Genomic DNA, 22,813 nt, shown 5'->3' with positions numbered 1-22,813 from the left:
AACGTTATAGGGACAAGTGAATAAGTGCACATGGTGGATGCCTTGGCGATTACAGGCGATGAAGGACGTAGTAGCTTGCGATAAGCTGCGGGGAGTGAGCAAACACACTTTGATCCGCAGATTTCCGAATGGGGAAACCCGGCCCTTTGGGTCATCACTCACTGAATACATAGGTGTGTGAAGCGAACGCGGCGAACTGAAACATCTAAGTAGCTGCAGGAAAAGAAATCAACCGAGATTCCCAAAGTAGTGGCGAGCGAAATGGGATGAGCCTTGTACGTGATAGTCGATCGGATAGTGGAACGCTCTGGAAATGGCGGCCATAGCGGGTGATAGCCCCGTACACGAAATCCGAACGGTGATACTAAGCGTACGACAAGTAGGGCGGGACACGAGAAATCCTGTCTGAAGATGGGGGGACCATCCTCCAAGGCTAAATACTCGTAATCGACCGATAGTGAACCAGTACCGTGAGGGAAAGGCGAAAAGAACCCCGGGAGGGGAGTGAAATAGATCCTGAAACCGTGTGCATACAAACAGTCGGAGCCTCTTCGTGGGGTGACGGCGTACCTTTTGTATAATGGGTCAGCGACTTACATTCAGTGGCGAGGTTAACCAGATCGGGGAGCCGTAGAGAAATCGAGTCCGAACAGGGCGACAGTCGCTGGGTGTAGACCCGAAACCAGGTGATCTACCCATGGCCAGGATGAAGGTGCGGTAACACGCCCTGGAGGTCCGAACCCACTAATGTTGAAAAATTAGGGGATGAGCTGTGGGTAGGGGTGAAAGGCTAAACAAACCTGGAAATAGCTGGTTCTCTCCGAAAACTATTTAGGTAGTGCCTCAAGTATCACCACCGGGGGTAGAGCACTGTTATGGCTAGGGGGTCATTGCGACTTACCAAACCATTGCAAACTCCGAATACCGGTGAGTGCGAGCTTGGGAGACAGACGTCGGGTGCTAACGTCCGGCGTCAAGAGGGAAACAACCCAGACCGCCAGCTAAGGTCCCAAAGATTGGCTAAGTGGAAAACGAAGTGGGAAGGCTAAAACAGTCAGGATGTTGGCTTAGAAGCAGCCATCATTTAAAGAAAGCGTAATAGCTCACTGATCGAGTCGTCCTGCGCGGAAGATGTAACGGGGCTAAGCCAGTCACCGAAGCTGCGGATATGTCTTTGACATATGGTAGGAGAGCGTTCTGTAAGCCTGCGAAGGTGTCTTGTAAAGGATGCTGGAGGTATCAGAAGTGCGAATGCTGACATGAGTAGCGATAAAGAGGGTGAAAAGCCCTCTCGCCGAAAGCCCAAGGTTTCCTGTTCAACGTTCATCGGAGCAGGGTGAGTCGGCCCCTAAGGCGAGGCAGAGATGCGTAGCTGATGGGAAGCAGGTTAATATTCCTGCACCGTCGTATGATGCGATGAGGGGACGGATCGCGGAAGGTTGTCTGCCTGTTGGAATAGGCAGTTTCTGGTTCATAGAAGGCGCTTAGGCAAATCCGGGCGCGGAATTCAAGGGATCGGGACGAGCGGCTTTATGCTGCGAAGCAATCGGAAGTGGTTCCAAGAAAAGCCTCTAAGCTTCAGTCATACGAGACCGTACCGCAAACCGACACAGGTGGGCGAGATGAGTATTCTAAGGCGCTTGAGAGAACTCGGGAGAAGGAACTCGGCAAATTGGTACCGTAACTTCGGGATAAGGTACGCCCCGGTAGCTTGATTGGTTTACTCCATGAGGGTGAAAGGGTTGCAATAAACTGGTGGCTGCGACTGTTTAATAAAAACACAGCACTCTGCAAACACGAAAGTGGACGTATAGGGTGTGACGCCTGCCCGGTGCTGGAAGATTAAATGATGGGGTGCAAGCTCTTGATTGAAGTCCCAGTAAACGGCGGCCGTAACTATAACGGTCCTAAGGTAGCGAAATTCCTTGTCGGGTAAGTTCCGACCTGCACGAATGGCGTAACGATGGCCACACTGTCTCCTCCCGAGACTCAGCGAAGTTGAAATGTTTGTGATGATGCAATCTACCCGCGGCTAGACGGAAAGACCCCATGAACCTTTACTGTAGCTTTGCATTGGACTTTGAACCAATCTGTGTAGGATAGGTGGGAGGCTTTGAAGCGGGGACGCCAGTTCTCGTGGAGCCATCCTTGAAATACCACCCTGGTTTGTTTGAGGTTCTAACCTTGGCCCGTTATCCGGGTCGGGGACAGTGCATGGTAGGCAGTTTGACTGGGGCGGTCTCCTCCTAAAGTGTAACGGAGGAGTTCGAAGGTACGCTAGGTACGGTCGGACATCGTGCTAATAGTGCAATGGCATAAGCGTGCTTAACTGCGAGACCGACAAGTCGAGCAGGTACGAAAGTAGGACATAGTGATCCGGTGGTTCTGTATGGAAGGGCCATCGCTCAACGGATAAAAGGTACTCTGGGGATAACAGGCTGATTCCTCCCAAGAGTTCATATCGACGGGGGAGTTTGGCACCTCGATGTCGGCTCATCACATCCTGGGGCTGTAGCCGGTCCCAAGGGTATGGCTGTTCGCCATTTAAAGTGGTACGTGAGCTGGGTTTAAAACGTCGTGAGACAGTTTGGTCCCTATCTGCCGTGGGCGTTGGAAATTTGAAGGGGGCTGCTCCTAGTACGAGAGGACCGGAGTGGACGAACCTCTGGTGTACCGGTTGTCACGCCAGTGGCATTGCCGGGTAGCTAAGTTCGGAAGAGATAACCGCTGAAAGCATCTAAGCGGGAAACTCGCCTTGAGATGAGATTTCCCGGAGCCTTGAGCTCCTTGAAGGGTCGTTCGAGACCAGGACGTTGATAGGTCGGGTGTGGAAGTGCAGTAATGCATTAAGCTAACCGATACTAATTGCCCGTACGGCTTGTCCCTATAACCTTGGCAGTCTTTGCCGGGTTTTGACAGCTGCTTGTTGAGACAACAGATAAAACTACTTCTTCCAGATTCAGGGTAGCGTCGCCACACGACGACGAAACCCGCACAAGTCATGCCTGATGACCATAGCAAGTCGGTACCACCCCTTCCCATCCCGAACAGGACCGTGAAACGACTTTGCGCCGATGATAGTGCTGCAACCAGTGTGAAAGTAGGTTATCGTCAGGCTAATTATTAAGCAAAGCCCCACCAGTGATCTGGTGGGGCTTTTTGCTTTTGGGCGATCGACTGTTATAGTCAAAACCGCCGCCACGCTGGAATACCGTGGCCGCCTTCCATTCACACCTCTCTCTCGGCGGCATATGGAGATACGACAGTTACGATATTTTGCGAGCATCGTCGAACACGGCAGCATAGGCAAGGCCGCACTCGAACTTGGCCTGGTCACCTCGGCGCTGAGCCAGCAGATCACGCGGCTGGAGAATGAATTATCGACCCGCCTGCTGCAGCGAACCTCCACCGGCGTCATTCCCACCGATGCCGGTATCGCCTTCCTGAGGCAGGCGCAGCTCGCATTGCGGCATATCGACGATGCCGCGCTCGCCGCCCGCCAGGCCCGTCTTTCCGGCCATGTCAGCATCGGCATGGCGCCCAGCACCGCCGGTGTCATGGGCCTGGCATTCATGAAGGCGATGCGCGAACGCTATCCGCATGTGCGGCTGAGAATGGTGGAAAGCCTGTCCGGCCATCTGGGATCGATGCTCGGCGCACGCCAGATCGATCTGGCGATCCTGTTTCATGAAGAGCCTGCCCAACGCTGGAGCGTCATGCCGCTGCTGGACGAGAAGCTGTTCCTGGTCGGACGCGCCGACCTGAGCGGAATGCCCTCCGGGCCGGAAGCGAAGTTGGGACAGTTGGGGACGCTGCCCTTGATCCTGCCGACCAGCAAGCACGGTTTGCGCTCGCTGCTCGATACCGCCTTCAGGCATGCCAACTATGCGCCGCATATTGCCGTGGAAGTGGATGGCCTCGCGATGCTGATGGATGCGGTACGCGGCGGTATCGGCGCCACGATCCAGCCGGGAGCGGCACTGGCAAGGCCCGAGAATACGGCGCTCGCCAGCGTGCCGGTCGCCGACGGCGAAGCCACGCGGCCCAACCTGATCGTCAGCGTGTCGGACGACGAATTGTCGCCGGCCGGGCTCGCCGCACGCGTCCTGCTGGCAGAAGTTGCCCGGACCCTGGTCGCAGACGGCCGCTGGCCGGGCGCGACCCTGCGTGAACCCGGCCTTCACAAAAACTGAAGACCTGTTGCCGCGCATGTGATAGCGGCAATCCTTGCCCATCCCTATAGTCACTCTCCTGGACACTATCAGGGAGGCGACGGCGATGGTCGACGTTCTTGTCATTGGCGGGGGAAACGCAGCACTGTGCGCCGCCCTCATGGCGCGCGAAGCAGGCGCCTCGGTACTACTGCTCGAGTCGGCGCCGCGCGAATGGCGCGGCGGTAATTCCCAGCACACACGCAACCTCCGTTGCATGCATGACGCGCCGCAGGATGTGCTGGTGGACGCGTATCCCGAAGAAGAATACTGGCAAGACCTGCTCAAGGTGACAGGCGGCCTCACGAACGAACACCTGGCGCGCATGACCATTCGCGCATCCGCCACCTGCCGCCCATGGATGCAGAAGCACGGTGTGCGCTTTCAGCCGCCGCTGTCCGGCGCCTTGCACGTTGCGCGGACCAATGCCTTTTTCATGGGCGGCGGCAAGGCGCTGGTGAACGCCTATTACCGCAGCGCAGAGGCGCTCGGGGTACAGGTGCTTTACGACACCCCGGTCGACGCAATCGAACTCGACGGAGACAGGTTTATCGCAGCGCGCAGCGGTAGCCGTCGCTTCGCGGCGCGCGCCTGCGTACTGGCTGCCGGCGGCTTCGAATCGAACCGGGACTGGTTGCGCGAAGCATGGGGGCAGAACGAGCGCGGTGAATGGCCCGCCGATAATTTCCTGATCCGGGGTACCCGCTTCAACGAAGGCACGCTGCTCAAATTCATGATCGACGCCGGGGCCGACAAGATCGGCGACCCGACGCAGGCGCACATGGTCGCCATCGATGCCCGCGCGCCGCTGTATGACGGCGGCATCTGCACGCGCATCGACTGCGTATCGTTGGGCGTGGTCGTCAACCGTGACGGCCACCGCTTTTATGACGAGGGCGAGGATTTCTGGCCGAAGCGCTATGCGATCTGGGGCCGCCTGGTCGCGCAACAGCCCGGGCAGGTGGCCTATTCCATCATCGACGCCAAGGCGGTGGGCCGCTTCATGCCGCCGGTGTTTGCCGGCGAAAAGGCGGACACCCTGCCCGAACTGGCCCGCAAGCTGGGATTGCCGGAAGCGGAATTCGTCGACACGATCAGCGCGTACAACGCCGCCTGCAGCGCCGGCAATTTCGATCATACGACGCTGGACGACTGCCACACCACGAATCTGGTCCCGCCCAAAACCCATTGGGCGCGTCCGCTCGACACCGCGCCTTTCTACGGCTATGCCCTGCGGCCGGGCGTGACGTTCACCTACCTCGGCCTGAAGGTCAACGACAAGGCGCAAGTCCACTTCGACGGACGTCCCAGCGGGAACCTGTTCGTTGCCGGTGAAATGATGGCCGGGAACGTGCTCGGCAAGGGATACACGGCAGGCGTCGGCATGTCGATCGGCACGGCTTTCGGCCGGATCGCCGGCGCCGAGGCGGCCAAGGCGGCACACGCCGCACACGCGGCACAAGGTCAATCTGGAGTCCAGTATGCAGAAGCTTGAAGTCCTCATGCGGGACGCGCGCGACAGCGCAGCCCCGGCGCCGGCCGCGCGCCGGCCTTCCCGCGTCATTCCCATCGCCCGCATGACCGACAAGGAATCCGAGGTCGCGCGGCAGATGCAGATCTGTAATGCCTGCCGCTACTGCGAAGGCTTTTGTGCAGTGTTTCCCGCGATGACGCGCCGGCTGGAATTCGGCCAGGCCGATGTGCACTACCTGGCCAACCTGTGCCACAACTGCGGCGCGTGCTACCACTCCTGCCAGTACGCGCCTCCGCACGAGTTTGCCGTGAACGTTCCCAAGGCAATGGCCGAGCTGCGTCTCGAGACCTATTCGACGTATGCCTGGCCGTCCGCCGCCGGCGCCCTGTACAAACGCAACGGCCTGACGGTGGCCCTGGCCCTGGCTGCAAGCCTGGCCCTGTTCCTGGTGCTCTCGATCGCCGCCAACGGCGCGCTCTCCCGCGCTGCCCCGGGCGCTGATTTCTACGCGATCTTCCCGCACAAGCAACTCGCCGCCATGTTCGGCGCGGTATTCGGCTTTGCGATGCTTGCGCTCGGCATCGGCGTGGTCCGGTTCTGGCGGGATGTCTCCGCGGGCACCGCCAGTGCGCCTGCAGTTGCCGAGGCGGCGAAACATGTCCTGACGCTGACCTACCTGGACGGCGGGCACGGCGAAGGTTGCAACGAATCCGACGATGCCTTCACCCTGGCGCGGCGCCGCTTCCACCACTTCACGTTCTACGGCTTCATGCTGTGTTTTGCCGCTACCTCGGTGGCCACGCTCTACCACTATGTGTTCGGCCTGGAAGCGCCGTATCCGTTTTTCAGCCTGCCGGTACTGCTCGGCACCGCAGGCGGCATCGGTCTCCTGGTCGGCCCGGCCGGCCTGCTCTGGCTGAACCTGCGCCGCGATCCGAAGCACGGCGATCCGGCGCAGCGGCCGATGGATCGCGGCTTCATCGCCCTGTTGCTGCTCATAAGCATCAGCGGACTGGCGCTGCTGGCATGGCGCGACAGCGCTGCCATGGCGATGCTGCTGGCCCTGCACCTCGGCGCCGTGATGGCGCTGTTCGCAACCCTCCCGTATGGAAAATTCGCTCATGGCATTTACCGTTCGGCATCGCTGCTCAAAGCCGCCATCGAGAAGCGGCAGGCGAAGGGACTGCATCTCGGTTCGGATTAAGCGCTTCCACAAAAACATCAAGGAGACATCAACATGCATTCATCGGCAGCAAGCACGCACCGCAAGGCGGGCCGTGGCGCGAACGCAGGCGCTGTCCTGCGCGTCACGAGCGGGAACTTCCTCGAACAGTTCGACTTTTTCCTGTTCGGTTTTTATGCGACTTATATCTCGAAAGTGTTTTTCCCCGCCGGCAGCGAATTTGCGTCGTTGATGCTGACCTTCGCCGTGTTCGGCGCCGGTTTCCTGATGCGTCCACTTGGTGCGATCGTGCTCGGCGCGTATATCGACAGGGTCGGGCGCCGCAAGGGGCTGATCGTCACGCTCTCCATCATGGCCAGCGGCACTATCCTGATTGCCTGCATCCCCGGCTACCAGACCATCGGCCTGCTGGCCCCGCTGCTGGTTCTCGCGGGACGGCTGCTGCAGGGCTTTTCGGCCGGCGCCGAGCTTGGCGGCGTGTCCGTCTATCTCGCCGAAATGGCTACGCCCGGCAACAAGGGCTTCTACACCAGCTGGCAGTCCGCCAGCCAGCAAATCGCCATCGTGGTCGCGGCCACGCTCGGCTTCTGGCTGAACGAATGGCTGAGCGTCAAGGAGATCGCCGCCTGGGGCTGGCGCATTCCTTTCTTCATCGGCTGCCTGATCGTGCCGTTCATCTTCCTGCTGCGCCGTTCGCTGCAGGAGACGGACGAGTTCAAGGCGCGCGTCCATCATCCCTCCGTCGGGGAGGTGGTGCGGACCATGCTCGACCACTGGAAGACTGTCCTGGCCGGCATGCTGCTGGTCGCCATGACCACCACGACCTTTTACCTGATCACGGTGTATACCCCGACCTTCGGTAAATCCGTCCTTCACCTGTCGACGGCGGACAGCCTGGTGGTGACCCTGTGCGTCGGGCTGTCGAATTTCTTCTGGCTGCCGATCGGCGGCGCCCTGTCGGACCGGACCGGCCGCCGTCCCATCATGATCGCCATTACCGTGCTCGCCATCTTCACGGCCTACCCGGCGCTTTCGTGGCTGGCTGCGGCGCCCAGCTTCGGCCGCATGCTGATCGTACTGCTCTGGTTCTCCTTCTTCTTCGGCATGTACAACGGCGCAATGGTCGCGGCGCTCACCGAAGTCATGCCCGCGAATATCCGGGTCGCGGGATTCTCGCTCGCCTTCAGCCTGGCCACGGCCGTGTTCGGCGGCTTTACGCCCGCGATCTCGACCTACCTGATCCAGCTGACCGGCGACAAGGCCGCGCCGGGTTACTGGCTGACCTTTGCAGCGGTGTGCGGCCTGGTCGCCACGTGCACGCTGTACCGCGGCGCCCGCCAGGCTGGCGTGGCGGCCGAACCGGCAGCGATGGCGCACCGGCCCACCATCCGCTGACGGCGCAGCCTGTCAGTGCGCCTTCTGGTAGGTGCCCGTCAGCTCACCCTGTGCGAGAACGTGGCTGCGCATCGCCTTTTCCAGCTCGGCCTTGGTCGGATGGCCGAGGTCCGGCAGCACCACGTCCAGCGCATACAGCTTGTGGACGTAACGGTGCCGTCCCACCGGCGGACAGGGCCCACCGTAGGCGCTTTTCTTCCAGTCGTTCAGGCCCGTGCGCGTGCCCGGCGGCAGGTCGGTGCCGCGCACGCTGGCGGGCAGCTTGGCCGCGGAAAGCGGGATGTTGTACAGCACCCAATGTACCCAGGTCATCTTGGGAGCGGCGGGATCCGGTGCGTCCGGATCGTCGACGATCAGCACAAAACTCTTCGTGCCCGGCGGCGCGCCCGACCAGGACAGCGCGGGCGAGGTGTCGGATCCATCGCAGGTATGTACCGCCGGGATATTGCCGCCGGCATCGAAGTCGGCCGAGACAAGGGACAGGCTCATGGCGAGCTCCTCCAGAAAAAATACCGGAGGAAGACGCCTTCCCCCGGCACTTCGACAGCACCCGGCGAGCCGGGTTGCACACTGCGCTTACTTGGCGATCAGCACCAGGGTGCCGCGCCCGCACACCCCGTAGCTCGTGTTCTCGCCGCCGACCAGGTCTTCCGATCCGGGCGAGCGCACCTGCGTCGTTCCCTCGGCCCAGCCGCAGGTATCGGTGACCCGATACCAGGTCTTGCCGCTACCCGGCCACGGTAGCACGAAGTTCACCTGCGCACTCCAGGCATTGTGGGCGACGTAGATCGCCGAGGCCGTATCGCCGAATTCGCTGCCGTCGATGCGCCAGGCGATCGCGTGGTTGTTGCCGTCGTTAAAATAGGTCGAGTCGGCCACGCTGCCGTCCGGCTTGAACCAGCGCAGCTGTTCCATCACGTTGCCGTTGTTGTCGACGCTCGAATAGAAATTCGCCGGACGCAGCGCCGGATGGGCCTTGCGGAAGGCGATCATGCCCTTGGCGAAGGCCTCGAAATTGCTCTGGTCCGTGCTGCGGGTCCAGCTCAGCCAGTTGGCGCTGGAATCGAGGTTGTAGGGATTGTTGTTGCAGTTCAGGCTGCGCAGCGCTTCGTCGCCGCCGACCATCATCGGCACGCCGGCGGACACCATCATCAGCGCCAGGCCGTTGCGCGCCGCCTTGCGCTGGTCGGCCGCGATGCCACCCTGGTCCCAGCTGTTGTTATTGTCCTCGCCGCCGTCGCTCGGACCGTAGGGCCAGGCCTGGCTGTTGTTCTTGCTGTTGCAGCTGTACAGGTCCTTCAGCGTGAAGCCGTCGTGCGCCGTGATGAAATTGACGGAGTGCCAGGGCTTGCGGCCATCGTCGCCGTACAGGTCGCTCGATCCGGAGAAGCGCGTCGCCAGGGTGCCGGTCGTGACCGTCACCGAGCCCAGCTTGTTCTGCGCCTGGCGCACCGCGTCGCGGTAGGCGCCGTTCCATTCCGCCCAGCCGCTCGGGAAGCCGCCGACCTGGTAGGAATTGCCGCCGATGGCCCAGGGTTCGGCGATCAGGTCGACCCCGCTGCCGCCCCCGGCCGGGCGCGGCGGCAGCTCGGCCACGATGCGGTTCAGCGCATTGGCCGAATCCATCTTGTCGAAGTTGTAGCAGCCATGCTCGCAGGTGTTGCCGAGCACCGAGGCCAGGTCGAAGCGGTAGCCGTCCACGCCCAGCGTGTCGCGCCAGTAGGCCAGGGAATCGACGATCAGGTTCTGGGCCACCGGGTTGTGCGTGTTGTAGTTGCCGCCGACGCCGGTGTTGTCCCAGGAGTTCTGGAAGTCCGAGGTCAGGCTGTAATAGGTCGGATTGTCCAGCCCGCGCATGCCCATGATGTTGTAGGTGGTCTTGTCGGTCGAGGACCAGGCGTAGCCTTCGCCGGTGTGGTTGTAGACCACGTCGATCAACACCTTGATGCCCTGGTCGTGGAAGGCCTTGATCATTTCCTTGAATTCGCGCGTCGGGCCGCCCGGCGTCCGGTCGTAGGCATAGCGGCGGTCGGGGGCGAAATAGTTCAGGGTGCTGTAGCCCCAGTAGTTGTCGCCGCTGTCGCTGTTCGGATCGACGTCGTTGGTGTCGTTCTGGGTTTCCTGCACCGGCAGGAACTCCACCGCCGTCACCCCCAGGCTGGCGAGGGCAGCCGCCTTCAGGCCGGCGCCCTTGTAGGTGCCGCGGTAGGCCGCCGTGATGCCGGTATCGTTCATGGTCAGGCCGCGCACATGGGTCTCGTAGACCACGTCGTCCTTCAGCGCGCGGGTCGGCTTGGTGCCGATCGATTGCGTGTCGCCGTTCAGGACGATGCCTTTCGGCGCCGAGGAACCGCTGTCGATATTGCGGTAGCTGGCGCCGCTGGCGTAGATGGTGCCGTTGCTCATGGTCGGCGTGGTCGGGTCGTGGCTCATCTCGAGCGCGTAGGGGTCGAGCAGCAGCTTATTCGGATTGAAGCGGTTGCCGTTGGCGTCGACGTCGCTGATGAAGCCGGTTGCCGAGCCCTTGGTCCAGCTGCTGCTGTAGGGCCAGTTCGGGCCCCAGGCGCGGTAGCCGTAGTAGATGGTGCCGGTGAGGCCCAGGCTGCTCAGGGTGGTGGCCGGGATGCTCACGCTCCAGATCCCGCCCGAGCCCAGGGTCATGACGTAGCGCGCCTTCTCGGCGGTGCCGGTGGCGGCGCTGTACAGGTAGAGCTCGATGCGGGTGGCGCGGCCCGAATAGACCTTGAAGGTGAGATTCGATTTGGTGCTGTCGTAACTGGCGCCGAGCTTGTTGGGATTGATGGCGGCCGAGGCCGGCGCCCCGGTAAAGGCGAACGCGAGCATTGCCGCGATCAGGCATTTCTGAAACTGCATGCTTGTCTCCGATGTCGTTATCGATTTATGTAGCCCGACTACATATACGGCCGGGTCTGCGGAGAAATCTACGCTCAGAGATATGTACAGTCAATTGTGTGATCGTAGTTTTACTACTGGTCACTCGACCTTGTTCAGGCTTGCGGTATCAGGCTTGGGACAGCGGCGCCGAATCCTGCGCACTGGCTTCCTGCGGCGCCGGCTTGCCGCGGCTGATGCTTTCGCCGTCGCTGCGGCGCAGGCGCCAGAACACGAAGGAGGACAGCGCGGTGGTAATGGCCAGGGTCAGGAAGGCGTGGTGCAGGGCCGAGGTCACCATCAGCTGGTCGGTCTGCGGTACGCGGCCGAGAAACCAGCCCGTCACCAGCGAGCCGCTGGCCAGGCCGAAACTCATCGACAGCTGCTGGAAGGAGCTGGCGATGGTGCTGGCCATGCTCGAGTCCTTCTGCGGGACGTCGGCATAGGCCAGGGTATTCATGCTGGAGAATTGCAGCGAATTGAAGAAGCCCTGCAGCAGGCCGATGCCGGCGATCGCATACCAGGGCGTCCCCGGTCCCACCAGCGCGAACAGCGCGATCGTCACGCCGATGCAGATCGTGTTCACGACCAGCACTTGGCGGTAGCCGAAGCGCGCCAGGACCTTCTTGGCGATCAGCTTCATGCCCATCGCCGCGGCGGCGGTCGGCATCATCAGGAGGCCCGACTGCCAGGCCGGCAGCTTCAGGCCCAGCTGGTACAGCAGCGGCAGCAGGAAGGGCAGGCCGCCGATCCCCAGGCGCGTGATGAAGCCGCCCAGCACCGAGATGCGGAAGGTACGGACCCGCAGCAGGGACAGGCGCAGCAGCGGATGTTCGCGCTCGCTCGCATGCCAGGCATAGGCGGCCAGCAGCGCCACCGACAGGCCCAGCATCAGCGCCATCGTGACCATGTCCAGCGTGTGTTCGCCGAAGATCTCCAGCAGCCAGGACAGCAGCGCCGTGCCCGAGCCGAACAGGATCAGGCCGATGACGTCCAGCGGGCGCGGTTCGGCGCCCTTGTAATCCGGCATGTAGCGGTGCACCAGGAACAGCGCCAGCAGGCCGACCGGCACGTTGACGAAGAAGATCGCGCGCCATGAAGTCCAGTGCACGATCAGGCCGCCGACCGTGGGGCCGAGCAGGGGCCCGATCAGGGCCGGCAGGATCACGAAGTTCATCGCGCCCAGCAGTTCGTTCTTGGGGAAGGTGCGGATGATGGCCAGGCGCCCGACCGGCATCATCATCGCCCCGCCGAGTCCCTGCAGCAGGCGCGCCACCACCATCATCTGGAGATTCACCGACAGGCCGCACAGCACCGAGGCCACCGTGAAGATACTGATCGCAATGAAGAACACGCGCCTGGTGCCGAAACGGTCGGCCATCCAGCCGCTCACCGGGATGCCGACGGCGAGGCTCAGGATATAACAGGTGACGACGGATTTCAGGCTCAGCGGCGTGACCTGCAGGCTGGCCGCGATGCTGGGAACGGCGGTGTTGACGATGGTGGCGTCGAGCTGCTCCATGAACAGGGCAGTTGCCACCAGCCAGGGGAGATAACGTTTGGCGGTGCTGGTATCGGTCATTGGATGATTCTTACACAAATCGCCCAAGGCCGAAGTTTTGCTAACGGAGGGGTCAGCGGAGGGGTCAGAGTCCGGTGTTGCTTGCTTGGACTCTGACCCCGGGTGTTAGCCGAAACGCGAATCAATAATGATAACTGGCCTTCACCATGAACAGGTTCACGCCGCCGTTCGGATGCTTGATGCCGCCGTTCGAATAGTGCTGCAGGCGCGCGCCCAGTTCCCACTTGTTGTCGAACACATAGCCGACGCCGACATGGTCGGCGAATTCATAGGCGGTCGACAGCTGGCGGTGGGTGTTGCGGTAGACGTCCGAGAACAGCGCGGCGCCGATGCCGGCGTCGGCATAGAAGCCCAGCTTGTTATCGGCTTCCCAGCGGAACACCGGGGTGATGCCGATCACGGCCAGGTTGTGGTGGTTGCCCAGCACGTCCAGCCACTGGTTGGCGCGCCAGTAGGCGATGTTGGCGTCCCAGTAGCCCGACAGGTGGTAACCGCTGGTGGGGAACCAGTTCTTGTTCCAGTCCTTCTGGGCCGCCAGGCGCAGCACCTGGACGTGTTCGCCGCCGCCGGCTTCGACGGAGTAGGAATCGACCAGGCCGTTCTGGGCCTGGGCCGCCTGCACCGCAAACAGGGAGGCGGCTGCCGCCAGCGTGGCGGCAATTTTCTTGCTGGAGATAGAGAACATCTTGTTCCTTTCGAGTGACGAATCCCGATATTTTAACGAGGTCTGTGATTTGGCGTGGCCGGTCCATCAATTGTTAGAATCGAACGATATCGATAACGGGACCACCATGACACTTCCAACCCTGGCATTTCTCGGCATCGGCTTGATGGGCAAGCCGATGGCAACCCGGCTGGCGCAGGCCGGCTATCCGCTGCGCGCCTGGAACCGCACGCCGGACAAGGCCGAGGCGCTGCGCGCCGCCGGCGCGCTTCCCCGGCACGACCTGCAGGACGCGGTGCGCGGCGCCGACATCGTCATCTCGATCCTGGGCGATGGACGGGCCGTCGGCGAGGTCATTGCCGCCGCGCTGCCGGCCTTGAAGCAGGGCGCGCTCTGGATCGACATGAGTTCCACCCGCCAGGACGAAGCCCTGGCCTTCCATGCGCAGCTGGCGCAGGCGGGCTGCCGCTTCGTCGATGCCCCGGTGTCCGGCGGCGTGGTGGGCGCGGAGGCGGGCAAGCTGGCCATCATGGCGGGCGGCGAGGCGGCCGACGTCGAGGACGCCCGGCCCGTGCTGGAAAAGATGGGATCGCCGACCCTGGTGGGCCCGGCCGGCAGCGGCCAGGTCGCCAAGTTGTGCAATCAATTGATCGTCGGCGCGACGATCAATGTCGTGGCCGAGGCCCTGCTGCTGGCCCAGGCCGCGGGCGCCGACCCGGCCGCCGTGCGCGAGGCCATCCGCGGCGGCTTTGCCGGCAGTCGCGTGCTGGAAGTGCATGGCCAGCGCATGCTGGAGCGGAATTTCGTGCCGGGTGCGCACGTCAGGATTCAGCTGAAGGACCAGCGCAATATCCTGTCGACGGCCAGGGAGGCGGGCGTCACGCTGCCGGTGACGGAACTGGTGACGCGCCAGTACGAAACCATCGAGGCCGATTTGCCGACGGCCGACCATGCGGCGGCGCTGATTGCGCTGGAGAGGATGAATCCGGGCAAGCGTGTCGGTGAACGCGACGATATCTTGCCCGCTACGTAAACCTCGACCCCCGCCAAGGCGGCCGGCCAGGTCGGGGGCGAGGTTCCTGCGTTGCGGTGAGGCTCAGGTCTTCGGCAGGCTCATCTCGGCCAGCCGCACCCAGTAGCTGGCGCCGATCGGCAGCAGCTGGTCGTTGAAGTCGTAACTGCCATTGTGCAGCTGGCAAGGGCCGAGGCCGTGGCCGCCGAGGCGGTGTTCGCCGTCGCCATTGCCGAGGAAGACATAGCAGCCCGGCTTGGCCTGCAGCATGAAGGCGAAGTCCTCGGCGCCCATGGTTGGCTCGACATTGGCGTCGACATTGTCTTCGCCGACCACCGCCTTCATCGCCTCGACCGCAAACGCGGTCTGCGCGGCGTGGTTCACCAGCGGCGGGTAATTGCGCTTGAACGCGAAGTCGACGCCCGCATTGAAGGCGCCGGCCACGCCCTGCGCCATTTCCTGCATGCGGCGCTCGACCAGGTCCAGCACCTCGGTGGTGAAGGTGCGCACGGTGCCGACCAGCACCGCTTCGTCGGGGATCACATTGGTGGCGCTGCCGGCGTGGATCTGGGTAATCGACAGCACCGCCGTTTCCAGCGGATTCTTTTCGCGCGAGACGATGGTCTGCCAGGCTTGCGCGATCTGCACCGCCACCATCACCGGGTCGATGCCGCGGTGCGGCTGCGCGGCGTGGGCGCCCTTGCCCTTCACGACCACGCGGAACTCGTTACTGGACGCCATCATCGGCCCGGCGACCACGCCGAACTTGCCGGCCGCCATACCCGGCCAGTTATGCAGGCCGTACACCGCATCCATCGGGAAGCGTTCGAACAGGCCATCTTCGATCATGCGGCGGGCGCCGGCGCCGCCTTCCTCGGCCGGCTGGAAAATCAGGTAGACGGTGCCGTCGAAGTTGCGGTTCTGCGACAAATAGTGGGCTGCGCCCAACAGCATCGTTGTATGACCGTCATGGCCGCAAGCATGCATCTTGCCCGCGTGGCGCGACGCATGCTCAAATGTGTTGAGTTCCTGCATCGGCAGCGCATCCATGTCGGCGCGCAAGCCGATCGCGCGCTCGGACGTGCCGTTCTTGATGATGCCGACCACGCCGGTGATGCCGAGGCCACGCACGACCGGGATGCCCCAGTCGCTCAGGCGCTTGGCCACCACGTCGCTGGTGCGCTGTTCTTCGTAGCAGAGTTCGGGGTGCGCATGGATGTCGCGGCGGATCGTTTCGAGTTCGGCCTGGTGCGCGAGGATAGGTTCGACAAGTCTCATACCATTCTCCCTATATATGTTTTCAACTATTGTAGCCCTTCCGCCGCAGCCATTGCCAGTACTGGCGCCAGGGCCGCTGGAATCGTCTAAACTATTGGTTTCTCGACGTTTTTCCCGGATCTGATTCGATGACCAAGACCCTCGTCAGGGCGACCTGCCCGCATGACTGCCCCGATACCTGCGCCATCCTCGTCACCGTGGAGGACGGCGTCGCGACGGAGGTCAAGGGCGATCCGGATCATCCGACGACGGCCGGGGTGCTGTGCACCAAGGTCTCTCGCTACGTCGAGCGCACCTATCATCCGGACCGCCTGTTGACGCCCATGCGCCGGGTCGGCCGGAAGGGGGAAGGGAAGTTCGAGCCCATCAGCTGGGAACAGGCCCTCGAAGAGATCGCGGCGCGATTGACCCCGATCGCCGAACGCGATCCGCAGGCCATCCTGCCCTACAGCTATTGCGGCACCATGGGCCTGGTGCAGGGCGAGGCGATGGCCATGCGCTTCTTCAACAAGCTGGGCGCTTCCTTCCTCGACCGCACGGTGTGCGCGACGGCCGGCTTCACCGGCTACAAATACACGATCGGCGCGTCGATCGGCACCGACATCGAACAGTTCCAGGACGCGAAGCTGATCCTGATCTGGGGCGGCAATCCGATCGCCTCGAACCTGCATTTCTGGATGCGCGTGCAGGAAGCCAAGCGCCGCGGCGCAAAGCTGATCGCGATCGACCCCTACCGCTCGCTGACGGCCGAGAAGTGCCATCAGCACATTGCCGTCATGCCGGGCACGGACAGCGCGCTGGCGCTGGGCATGATGCATGTGCTGGTCAAGGAAAACCTGCTGGACCACGATTACATCGCCCGCCACACGCTCGGCTTCGCCCAGCTGAAGGACCGCGTGGCCGAATGGACGCCGGAGCGCACCGCCGAAACCTGCGGCATCACGGCCGAGGAAGTGCTCGACCTGGCGCGCGAATACGGCCAGGCCGCGATGCGCGGCGAGCCGGTGGCGATCCGCATGAACTACGGCCTGCAGCGCGTGCGCGGCGGCGGCATGGCGGTGCGCAACATCGCCTGCCTGCCGGCCCTGGTGGGCGCCTGGCGCCACCCGGCCGGCGGCGTCCAGCTCTCGACCTCGGGCTCCTTCCCGGCCAACAAGCTGGCGCTGCAGCGCCCCGACCTGCTGCGCGGCCGCCTGCCGCGCACCATCAACATGAACACCATCGGCGACGACCTGCTGAAGGAGGCGTCGCCGGAATTCGGCCCGAAGATCGAGGCGGTCATCGTCTACAACGCGAACCCGGTGGCGATCGCCCCCGATTCGTCGCGGGTAGCGCGCGGCTTCGAGCGCGAAGACTTGTTTACCGTGGTGCTGGAACACTTCCAGACCGACACCGCCGACTACGCGGACATCCTGCTGCCGGCCACGACCCAGCTCGAGCACGTCGACGCCCACCTGGCCTACGGCCACCTGTACATGATGGCGAATAACGCGGCGATTGCGCCGCTGGGCGCATCGAAGCCGAACACCGAGATCTTCCGCCTGCTGGCCAAGGCCATGGGCTTCGACGACCCGGCGTTCATTGAAACCGACGACGAGCTCGCCTCGCAGGCCTTCAACAAGCAGGATGTGCGCGCCGTGCACTTCGACTGGGAATCGCTGAAGCGCAGCGGCTGGAGCAAGCTGAACATGCCGGCCGCGCCCTTCGCGGAAGGCGGCTTCCCGACCCCGTCCGGCAAGTGCGAGTTTTATTCCGCATCGATGCTGGCCGACGGTCTCGATCCGCTGCCGGCCTACATTGCGAATTACGAATCCGTGGCATCCAACCCCGAACTGGCGCAGAAATATCCGTTGGCGATGATTTCTCCGCCGGCCAGGAACTTCCTCAACTCAAGCTTTGTCAATGTTCAGAGCCTTCGCGCCACCGAGGGTGAACCGCACCTGGACATCCATCCCGTCGACGCCGCTTCGCGCGGCATCGAGCACGGCGAGATGGTGCGCATCTTCAATGACCGGGGCTCGTTCGTCGCGCGCGCCCGGGTCACCCCCAAGGCACGGGCCGGCCTCGTGGTCGGCCTGTCGATCTGGTGGAAAAAGCTCGCCCGCGACGGCAAGAACGCCAACGAAGTAACCAGCCAGCGCCTGACCGATATGGGCCGGGCGCCGACTTTCTATGACACCCTGGTGCAGGTGGAGAGGGCATCTTGATAAACCTACTGCGCGTCGGATTTTCGCCCTGCGATGCTCACCGTACCGGATGTACGGCTGCGCTTCTCGGACGAAACTCCTTCCGCTCGCTACGGTTTCTCAAGACGCCGCGAAGCAGCGCCATGAAATTTATTTATGAAACCTTTGCGAATCAACGCGCGGCTCCGCGCCGTGCTCCTGGCGGGCGCGGCGGCGGGGCTGCTGGCCAGCTGCTCCACGCTGAACTACTACACGCAGGCCGCCCAGGGCCAGCTTGAACTCCTGTCGGACGCCCGTCCGATCGACGACTGGATCGCCGACCCCGGCACCAGTACCAAACTGCGCCTCCGACTGGAAACGGCGCGCCAGATCCGCCGCTTCGCTGTTAGCGAAATGGCATTACCAGATAACAACAGCTACAAGAACTACACCTCCCTCAAGCGCAAATACGTGCTGTGGAACGTGGTCGCCACGCCCGAACTCTCGCTCAAGCCGCTGCAATGGTGCTTCCCGGTGGCCGGCTGCGTGAATTACCGCGGCTACTACAGCAAGGAGGCGGCCGAATCCTATGCCCGCGAGCTGAAGAACGAGGGTGACGACGTCGAAGTGGGCGGCGTGCCGGCCTACTCGACCCTGGGCTGGTTCAGCGATCCCTTGATCTCGACCTTCATCAACTACCCGGATGCCGAACTGGCGCGCATGATCTTCCACGAACTGGCGCACCAGATCGTGTACGCGCAAGGCGATTCGCAGTTCAACGAATCCTTCGCCAGCACGGTGGAAGAGGTGGGGGTGGAACGCTGGATGGACCGCTTCGGCAACCAGGCCATGCGCGACAGCTATGCCCGCTACAAGAGCCGCAAGCACGATTTCCTGGTGCTGCTGCTCAAGTACCGCAAGGCCCTCGAGCAGAACTATGCCCTGGTCGACCGCAGCGACAGCGAGAAGCGCGCGGTCAAGGCGCGCCTGTTCCAGGAGCTGAAGGACGAGTACCAGGTCCTGAAGGGCAACTGGGGCGGCTATGCCGGCTACGACCGCTTCTTCGAGCAGCCGCTGTCGAACGCCCACCTGGCCTCGATCGCGACCTACGAAGACTTCGTGCCGGCCTTCCAGGCCATGCTCCGGCGCGACGGCAGCTTCCCGCGCTTCTACAAGTCGGTCAGGCAGCTGGCCGAGCTGGACCGCAAGGACCGCCACCGCATCCTGAAGGCGCTGGCGCCGCCGGTTCCCGCGGCGCCGCTGATGGTGCAGCGCAGCGACGTCTCCAGGGTTGGCGGACACTAGAATTCATGTTCGAATTGCTTTAAAAATGCTTGCTATCGGGCTCACTGCCCGATAGCATCATGAAATAAGTAAGCACGACCGTGCGTTTTTTTTCGGTCGGGCCGCCGCCACAGAATAATGACACTGGAGACAGAGGCACCCGATGGACAAGATTTGGCTCAAGTCGTACCCACCCGGCGTTCCGGCGGAAATCGATCCCGACCAGTACGGGTCCCTGGTGCAGCTGCTGGAGGAATCGTTCCAGAAGTACGCAGCGAACAACGCCTTCGTCTGCATGGACAAGTTCCTCACCTATGCGGAACTGGACAGCATGTCGAAGCGCTTGGCGGCCTGGCTGCAGAGCCGCGGCATGGCCAAGGGCGCGCGCGTGGCGGTGATGATGCCGAACGTGCTGCAGTATCCGGTGGCGCTGGCCGCCATCCTGCGCGCCGGCTACACGGTCGTGAACGTGAACCCGCTGTACACGCCGCGCGAGCTGGAGCACCAGCTGAAGGACTCGGGCAGCGAGGCCATCATCGTGCTCGAGAACTTCGCGCACACGCTGCAGCAGGTGATGGGCAAGACCCCGGTGCGCCATGTGGTGGTGGCGAGCATGGGCGAAATGCTGGGCGGCCCCAAAGGGATGCTGGTGAACTTCGTGGTCCGCAGCGTCAAGAAGATGGTGCCGGAGTTTTCGCTGCCGAGCAGCGTGCGCTTCAAGGATGCGCTGACGCAGGGCGCGAAGATGCCGTTCCAGAAGGCCGAGCTGAAGAACACCGACGTCGCCTTCCTGCAGTACACCGGCGGCACCACCGGCGTGTCGAAGGGCGCGACCCTGACGCACCGGAACGTGATCGCCAACCTGCTGCAATCGGAGGCCTGGTCCTCGGTGGCGATGAACCGGCCGCCGGTGGTCGAGCACCCGACCATCGTGTGCGCGCTGCCGCTGTACCACATCTTCGCGCTGACGGTCTGCGCGCTGTGGGGCATGCGGGTGGGCGGGCTGAACATCCTGATCCCGAACCCGCGCGACATCCCGGGCTTCATCAAGGAGCTAGGCAAGTACAAGTTCAATGCGCTGCCGGCGGTGAACACGCTGTACAACGCGCTGGTGAACCATCCGGATTTCCGGCACCTCGACTTCTCGGGCCTGAAGCTGTCGAACGGCGGCGGGATGGCGGTGCAGCAGGCCGTCAACGACCAGTGGAAGGCGATCACCGGATCGCACATCATCGAAGGCTACGGCCTGTCGGAGACCTCGCCGGTGGCCACCGCGAACCGCTGCGACATCTCGTCCTTCACCGGCACGATCGGCCTGCCGGTCCCGTCGACCGAGGTAGCGATCCTGGATGACGACGGCAAGGAACTGCCGATCGGCAGCGTCGGCGAGATCGCGATCCGCGGACCGCAGGTGATGGCCGGCTACTGGAACCGTCCGGACGAAACGGCCAAGGTCATGACGCCCGACGGCTTCTTCAAGTCGGGCGACATCGGCATCATGGACGAGAAGGGCTACGTGAAGATCGTCGACCGCAAGAAGGACATGATCCTGGTCTCGGGCTTCAACGTCTACCCGAACGAACTGGAAGGCGTGATCGCGGCGCACCCCGGCGTGCTGGAGTGCGCGGTGATCGGCGTGCCGGACGAGCATTCCGGCGAAGCGGTCAAGGTATTCGTGGTCAAGAAGGACCCGAGCCTGACGGCCGAACAGCTGATGGACTACTGCAAGCGCGAGTTCACCGGCTACAAGAAACCGAAGTACATCGAATTCCGCAGCGAGCTGCCGAAGACCAACGTCGGCAAGATCCTGCGTCGCGCGCTGCGCGAGGAAAAGCAGGCAGCGTAAAAGCATGAACCCGTCGTCCCCGCGCAGGCGGGGATCCAAGTTCTGTCTTGGGTCCCCGCCTGCGCGGGGACGACGTTTGTATACTGAAAGAGGCAATAACATGGACAAATTCTGGCTGCAGTCGTACCAGGCGGGCGTACCGGCGGAGATCGACTGGACCCAATACCGCTCCCTCACGCACCTGCTGGAAGAGGCCTTCCGCAAGTACGCGGACCGCCCGGCCTATGCCTGCATGGGCAAGTCCATGAGCTTCGCCGAACTCGATCGCCTGTCCGCCCAGATGGGCGCGTGGCTGCAGAGCCGCGGCCTGCAGCCGGGCGCGCGGGTGGCCATCATGCTGCCGAACGTGCTGCAGTATCCGGTGACGATGGCGGCCATCCTGCGCGCCGGCTACACCATCGTCAACGTGAATCCGCTGTACACCGCGCGCGAACTGCAGCACCAGCTGAACGACTCGGGCGCCGAAGCCATCGTGGTGCTGGAGAACTTCGCGCACACGGTCGCCGAAGTGCTCGGCCAGACCAGGCTGAAGCACGTGATCGTCGGCAGCATGGGCGACCTGCTGGGCGCCAAGGGGATGATCGTCAACTTCGTGGTCCGCACCGTCAAGAAGATGGTGCCGGCGTGGTCGATCCCGAACGCGGTGCCGTTCAAGCGCGTGCTGGCGGAAGGCGCGCGCCTCAGCCTCAAGCCGGTCCAGGCCGGCCATGACGACGTCGCCTTCCTGCAGTACACCGGCGGCACCACCGGCGTGTCGAAGGGCGCGGTCCTGCTGCACAAGCAGGTACTCGCCAACGTGCTGCAGAACGAAGCCTGGTTCGCGCCGACCCTGGCCAAGGCCGGCGCCAACCTGCAGTTCGTGTGCGCGCTGCCGCTGTACCACATCTATGCGCTGACCGTCTGCGCCCTGCTGGGCATGCGCACGGGCGGCATGAATCTCCTGATCCCGAACCCGCGCGACATTGGCGGCTTCATCAAGGAGCTGCGCAACTACCGCATCAACGTGTTCCCGGCCGTGAACACCCTGTACAACGGCCTGCTGAACCATCCGGAATTCAAGGACCTCGACTTCTCCGGCCTGCTGGTCTGCCCGGGCGGCGGCATGGCGGTGCAGAAGCCGGTGGCCGACAAGTGGCTCGCGGTCACCGGCATTCCGATCGTCGAAGGCTACGGCCTGTCCGAGACCTCGCCGGTGGTGTCCGCCAACCGCTGCGACATCACCGACTTCACCGGCACCATCGGCCTGCCGCTGCCGTCCACCGAGATCCGCATCCTCGACGAAGGCGGCAACGAGGTCCCGTTCGGCACCGCCGGCGAAATCGCGGTGCGCGGCCCGCAGGTGATGGCCGGCTACTGGCAGCGCCCGGACGAAACCGCCAAGGTCATGACCGCGGACGGCTTCTTCAAGACCGGCGACATCGGCATCATGAACGAGCAGGGCTACATCAAGATCGTCGACCGCAAGAAGGACATGATCCTGGTCTCGGGCTTCAACGTGTATCCGAACGAGGTCGAGGAAGTCGTGGCGAGCCACCCGGGCGTGCTGGAAGTGGCCTGCGTCGGCGTGCCGGACCAGCATTCGGGCGAGGCCGTGAAGCTGTACGTGGTGAAGAAGGACAAGGCGCTGAGCAAGGAGGACCTGCTCGAGTACTGCAAGGAGCAGCTGACCGGCTACAAGCGGCCGAAGTTCATCGAATTCCGCGACGCGCTGCCGAAGACCAACGTCGGCAAGATCCTGCGGCGCGAGCTGCGGGACGAGAAGCAGACAGCGTAAAGCTCTGCCACCGTCGTCCCCGCGCAGGCGGGGATCCAGGTTTGTTCGCGGTA

At 63.0% G+C, this 22,813-nt stretch carries 14 protein-coding genes and 2 rRNA genes; 11 read left to right on the top strand and 5 right to left on the bottom strand.

From position 1 onward, the window contains the following. The first annotated feature begins 10 nt into the window (after positions 1-10). From AM586_RS13900 to AM586_RS13875, 6 genes are all read left to right on the top strand, one after another. A 23S ribosomal RNA gene (locus tag AM586_RS13900) occupies positions 11-2,886 on the top strand. Between the two features lie 118 nt (positions 2,887-3,004). Continuing rightward, positions 3,005-3,117, top strand: a 5S ribosomal RNA gene (rrf, locus tag AM586_RS13895). Positions 3,118-3,251: 134 nt separating this feature from the next. Continuing rightward, entirely contained in the window at positions 3,252-4,193 is a 942-nt protein-coding gene (locus tag AM586_RS13890) for a LysR family transcriptional regulator (protein WP_047826682.1), read from the top strand. A gap of 85 nt (positions 4,194-4,278) precedes the next feature. Then, on the top strand, positions 4,279-5,706 hold the full coding sequence (gene tcuA, locus AM586_RS13885; RefSeq protein ID WP_047826683.1) for an FAD-dependent tricarballylate dehydrogenase TcuA: 1,428 nt from the start codon (positions 4,279-4,281) through the stop codon (positions 5,704-5,706). After that, a complete protein-coding gene (gene tcuB, locus AM586_RS13880; RefSeq protein ID WP_047826684.1) occupies positions 5,693-6,889 on the top strand; it encodes a tricarballylate utilization 4Fe-4S protein TcuB in 1,197 nt (398 codons plus the stop codon). The genes tcuA and tcuB overlap by 14 nt, the downstream gene beginning before the upstream one ends. A 33-nt stretch (positions 6,890-6,922) precedes the next feature. After that, the gene (locus AM586_RS13875) at positions 6,923-8,263 is read left to right on the top strand and encodes an MFS transporter (RefSeq protein WP_047826685.1); all 1,341 of its coding nucleotides are present in this window, start codon (positions 6,923-6,925) and stop codon (positions 8,261-8,263) included. 12 nt (positions 8,264-8,275) lie between these two features. Here the strand turns inward: AM586_RS13875 and AM586_RS13870 are convergent, their stop codons facing one another. The 4 genes from AM586_RS13870 to AM586_RS13855 form a co-directional block, all read right to left on the bottom strand. After that, positions 8,276-8,752 (bottom strand): YbhB/YbcL family Raf kinase inhibitor-like protein, encoded by a 477-nt coding sequence (locus AM586_RS13870; protein WP_047826686.1) that lies wholly within the window; start codon positions 8,750-8,752, stop codon positions 8,276-8,278. Positions 8,753-8,839: 87 nt separating this feature from the next. Further along, positions 8,840-11,137 carry an isoamylase gene (locus tag AM586_RS13865; protein WP_047826687.1) on the bottom strand — a complete coding sequence of 766 codons (2,298 nt, stop codon included), beginning with the start codon at positions 11,135-11,137 and terminating at the stop codon, positions 8,840-8,842. 148 nt (positions 11,138-11,285) lie between these two features. Beyond that, positions 11,286-12,737 carry a DHA2 family efflux MFS transporter permease subunit gene (locus AM586_RS13860; protein WP_047826688.1) on the bottom strand — a complete coding sequence of 484 codons (1,452 nt, stop codon included), beginning with the start codon at positions 12,735-12,737 and terminating at the stop codon, positions 11,286-11,288. A gap of 121 nt (positions 12,738-12,858) precedes the next feature. Continuing rightward, complete coding sequence (locus tag AM586_RS13855; protein ID WP_052234482.1) at positions 12,859-13,422, bottom strand: acyloxyacyl hydrolase; 564 nt, start codon at positions 13,420-13,422, stop codon at positions 12,859-12,861. A 106-nt stretch (positions 13,423-13,528) separates the two neighbouring features. Between AM586_RS13855 and AM586_RS13850 the strand changes: the two genes are divergently transcribed. After that, the gene (locus tag AM586_RS13850; protein ID WP_082439804.1) at positions 13,529-14,434 is read left to right on the top strand and encodes an NAD(P)-dependent oxidoreductase; all 906 of its coding nucleotides are present in this window, start codon (positions 13,529-13,531) and stop codon (positions 14,432-14,434) included. Positions 14,435-14,497: 63 nt separating this feature from the next. Here the strand turns inward: AM586_RS13850 and AM586_RS13845 are convergent, their stop codons facing one another. Beyond that, a complete protein-coding gene (locus tag AM586_RS13845) occupies positions 14,498-15,691 on the bottom strand; it encodes a M20 aminoacylase family protein (RefSeq protein ID WP_047826689.1) in 1,194 nt (397 codons plus the stop codon). 128 nt (positions 15,692-15,819) lie between these two features. On the opposite strand from AM586_RS13845, the gene AM586_RS13840 reads away from it, so the two are divergent. From AM586_RS13840 to AM586_RS13825, 4 genes are all read left to right on the top strand, one after another. Then, a complete protein-coding gene (locus AM586_RS13840) occupies positions 15,820-17,898 on the top strand; it encodes a molybdopterin-dependent oxidoreductase (RefSeq protein WP_047826690.1) in 2,079 nt (692 codons plus the stop codon). Positions 17,899-18,033: 135 nt separating this feature from the next. After that, positions 18,034-19,161, top strand: coding sequence for an aminopeptidase (locus AM586_RS13835; protein ID WP_047826691.1), 1,128 nt, complete (start codon positions 18,034-18,036; stop codon positions 19,159-19,161). Positions 19,162-19,303: 142 nt separating this feature from the next. Then, on the top strand, positions 19,304-20,986 hold the full coding sequence (locus AM586_RS13830; protein ID WP_047826692.1) for a long-chain fatty acid--CoA ligase: 1,683 nt from the start codon (positions 19,304-19,306) through the stop codon (positions 20,984-20,986). A gap of 100 nt (positions 20,987-21,086) precedes the next feature. Then, on the top strand, positions 21,087-22,760 hold the full coding sequence (locus AM586_RS13825) for a long-chain-fatty-acid--CoA ligase (protein WP_047826693.1): 1,674 nt from the start codon (positions 21,087-21,089) through the stop codon (positions 22,758-22,760). The last annotated feature ends 53 nt before the right edge of the window (positions 22,761-22,813 follow it).

Origin of the sequence: Massilia sp. WG5 (assembly GCF_001412595.2) — a bacterium.
Taxonomy (GTDB): Bacteria; Pseudomonadota; Gammaproteobacteria; order Burkholderiales; family Burkholderiaceae_D; genus Telluria.
Note: the sequence above shows the minus strand (reverse complement) of the source record. Positions and strands in the feature narration are given on the sequence as shown.

Bases quoted from the DNA above. Each gene is read 5' to 3' on its own strand.
- AM586_RS13890 (WP_047826682.1), top strand. From the start codon at position 3,252: ATGGAGATACGACAGTTACGATATTTTGCGAGCATCGTCGAACACGGC.
- tcuA (WP_047826683.1), top strand. From the start codon at position 4,279: ATGGTCGACGTTCTTGTCATTGGCGGGGGAAACGCAGCACTGTGCGCC.
- tcuB (WP_047826684.1), top strand. From the start codon at position 5,693: ATGCAGAAGCTTGAAGTCCTCATGCGGGACGCGCGCGACAGCGCAGCC.
- AM586_RS13875 (WP_047826685.1), top strand. From the start codon at position 6,923: ATGCATTCATCGGCAGCAAGCACGCACCGCAAGGCGGGCCGTGGCGCG.
- AM586_RS13870 (WP_047826686.1), bottom strand. From the start codon at position 8,752: ATGAGCCTGTCCCTTGTCTCGGCCGACTTCGATGCCGGCGGCAATATC.
- AM586_RS13865 (WP_047826687.1), bottom strand. From the start codon at position 11,137: ATGCAGTTTCAGAAATGCCTGATCGCGGCAATGCTCGCGTTCGCCTTT.
- AM586_RS13860 (WP_047826688.1), bottom strand. From the start codon at position 12,737: ATGACCGATACCAGCACCGCCAAACGTTATCTCCCCTGGCTGGTGGCA.
- AM586_RS13855 (WP_052234482.1), bottom strand. From the start codon at position 13,422: ATGTTCTCTATCTCCAGCAAGAAAATTGCCGCCACGCTGGCGGCAGCC.
- AM586_RS13850 (WP_082439804.1), top strand. From the start codon at position 13,529: ATGACACTTCCAACCCTGGCATTTCTCGGCATCGGCTTGATGGGCAAG.
- AM586_RS13845 (WP_047826689.1), bottom strand. From the start codon at position 15,691: ATGAGACTTGTCGAACCTATCCTCGCGCACCAGGCCGAACTCGAAACG.
- AM586_RS13840 (WP_047826690.1), top strand. From the start codon at position 15,820: ATGACCAAGACCCTCGTCAGGGCGACCTGCCCGCATGACTGCCCCGAT.
- AM586_RS13835 (WP_047826691.1), top strand. From the start codon at position 18,034: ATGAAACCTTTGCGAATCAACGCGCGGCTCCGCGCCGTGCTCCTGGCG.
- AM586_RS13830 (WP_047826692.1), top strand. From the start codon at position 19,304: ATGGACAAGATTTGGCTCAAGTCGTACCCACCCGGCGTTCCGGCGGAA.
- AM586_RS13825 (WP_047826693.1), top strand. From the start codon at position 21,087: ATGGACAAATTCTGGCTGCAGTCGTACCAGGCGGGCGTACCGGCGGAG.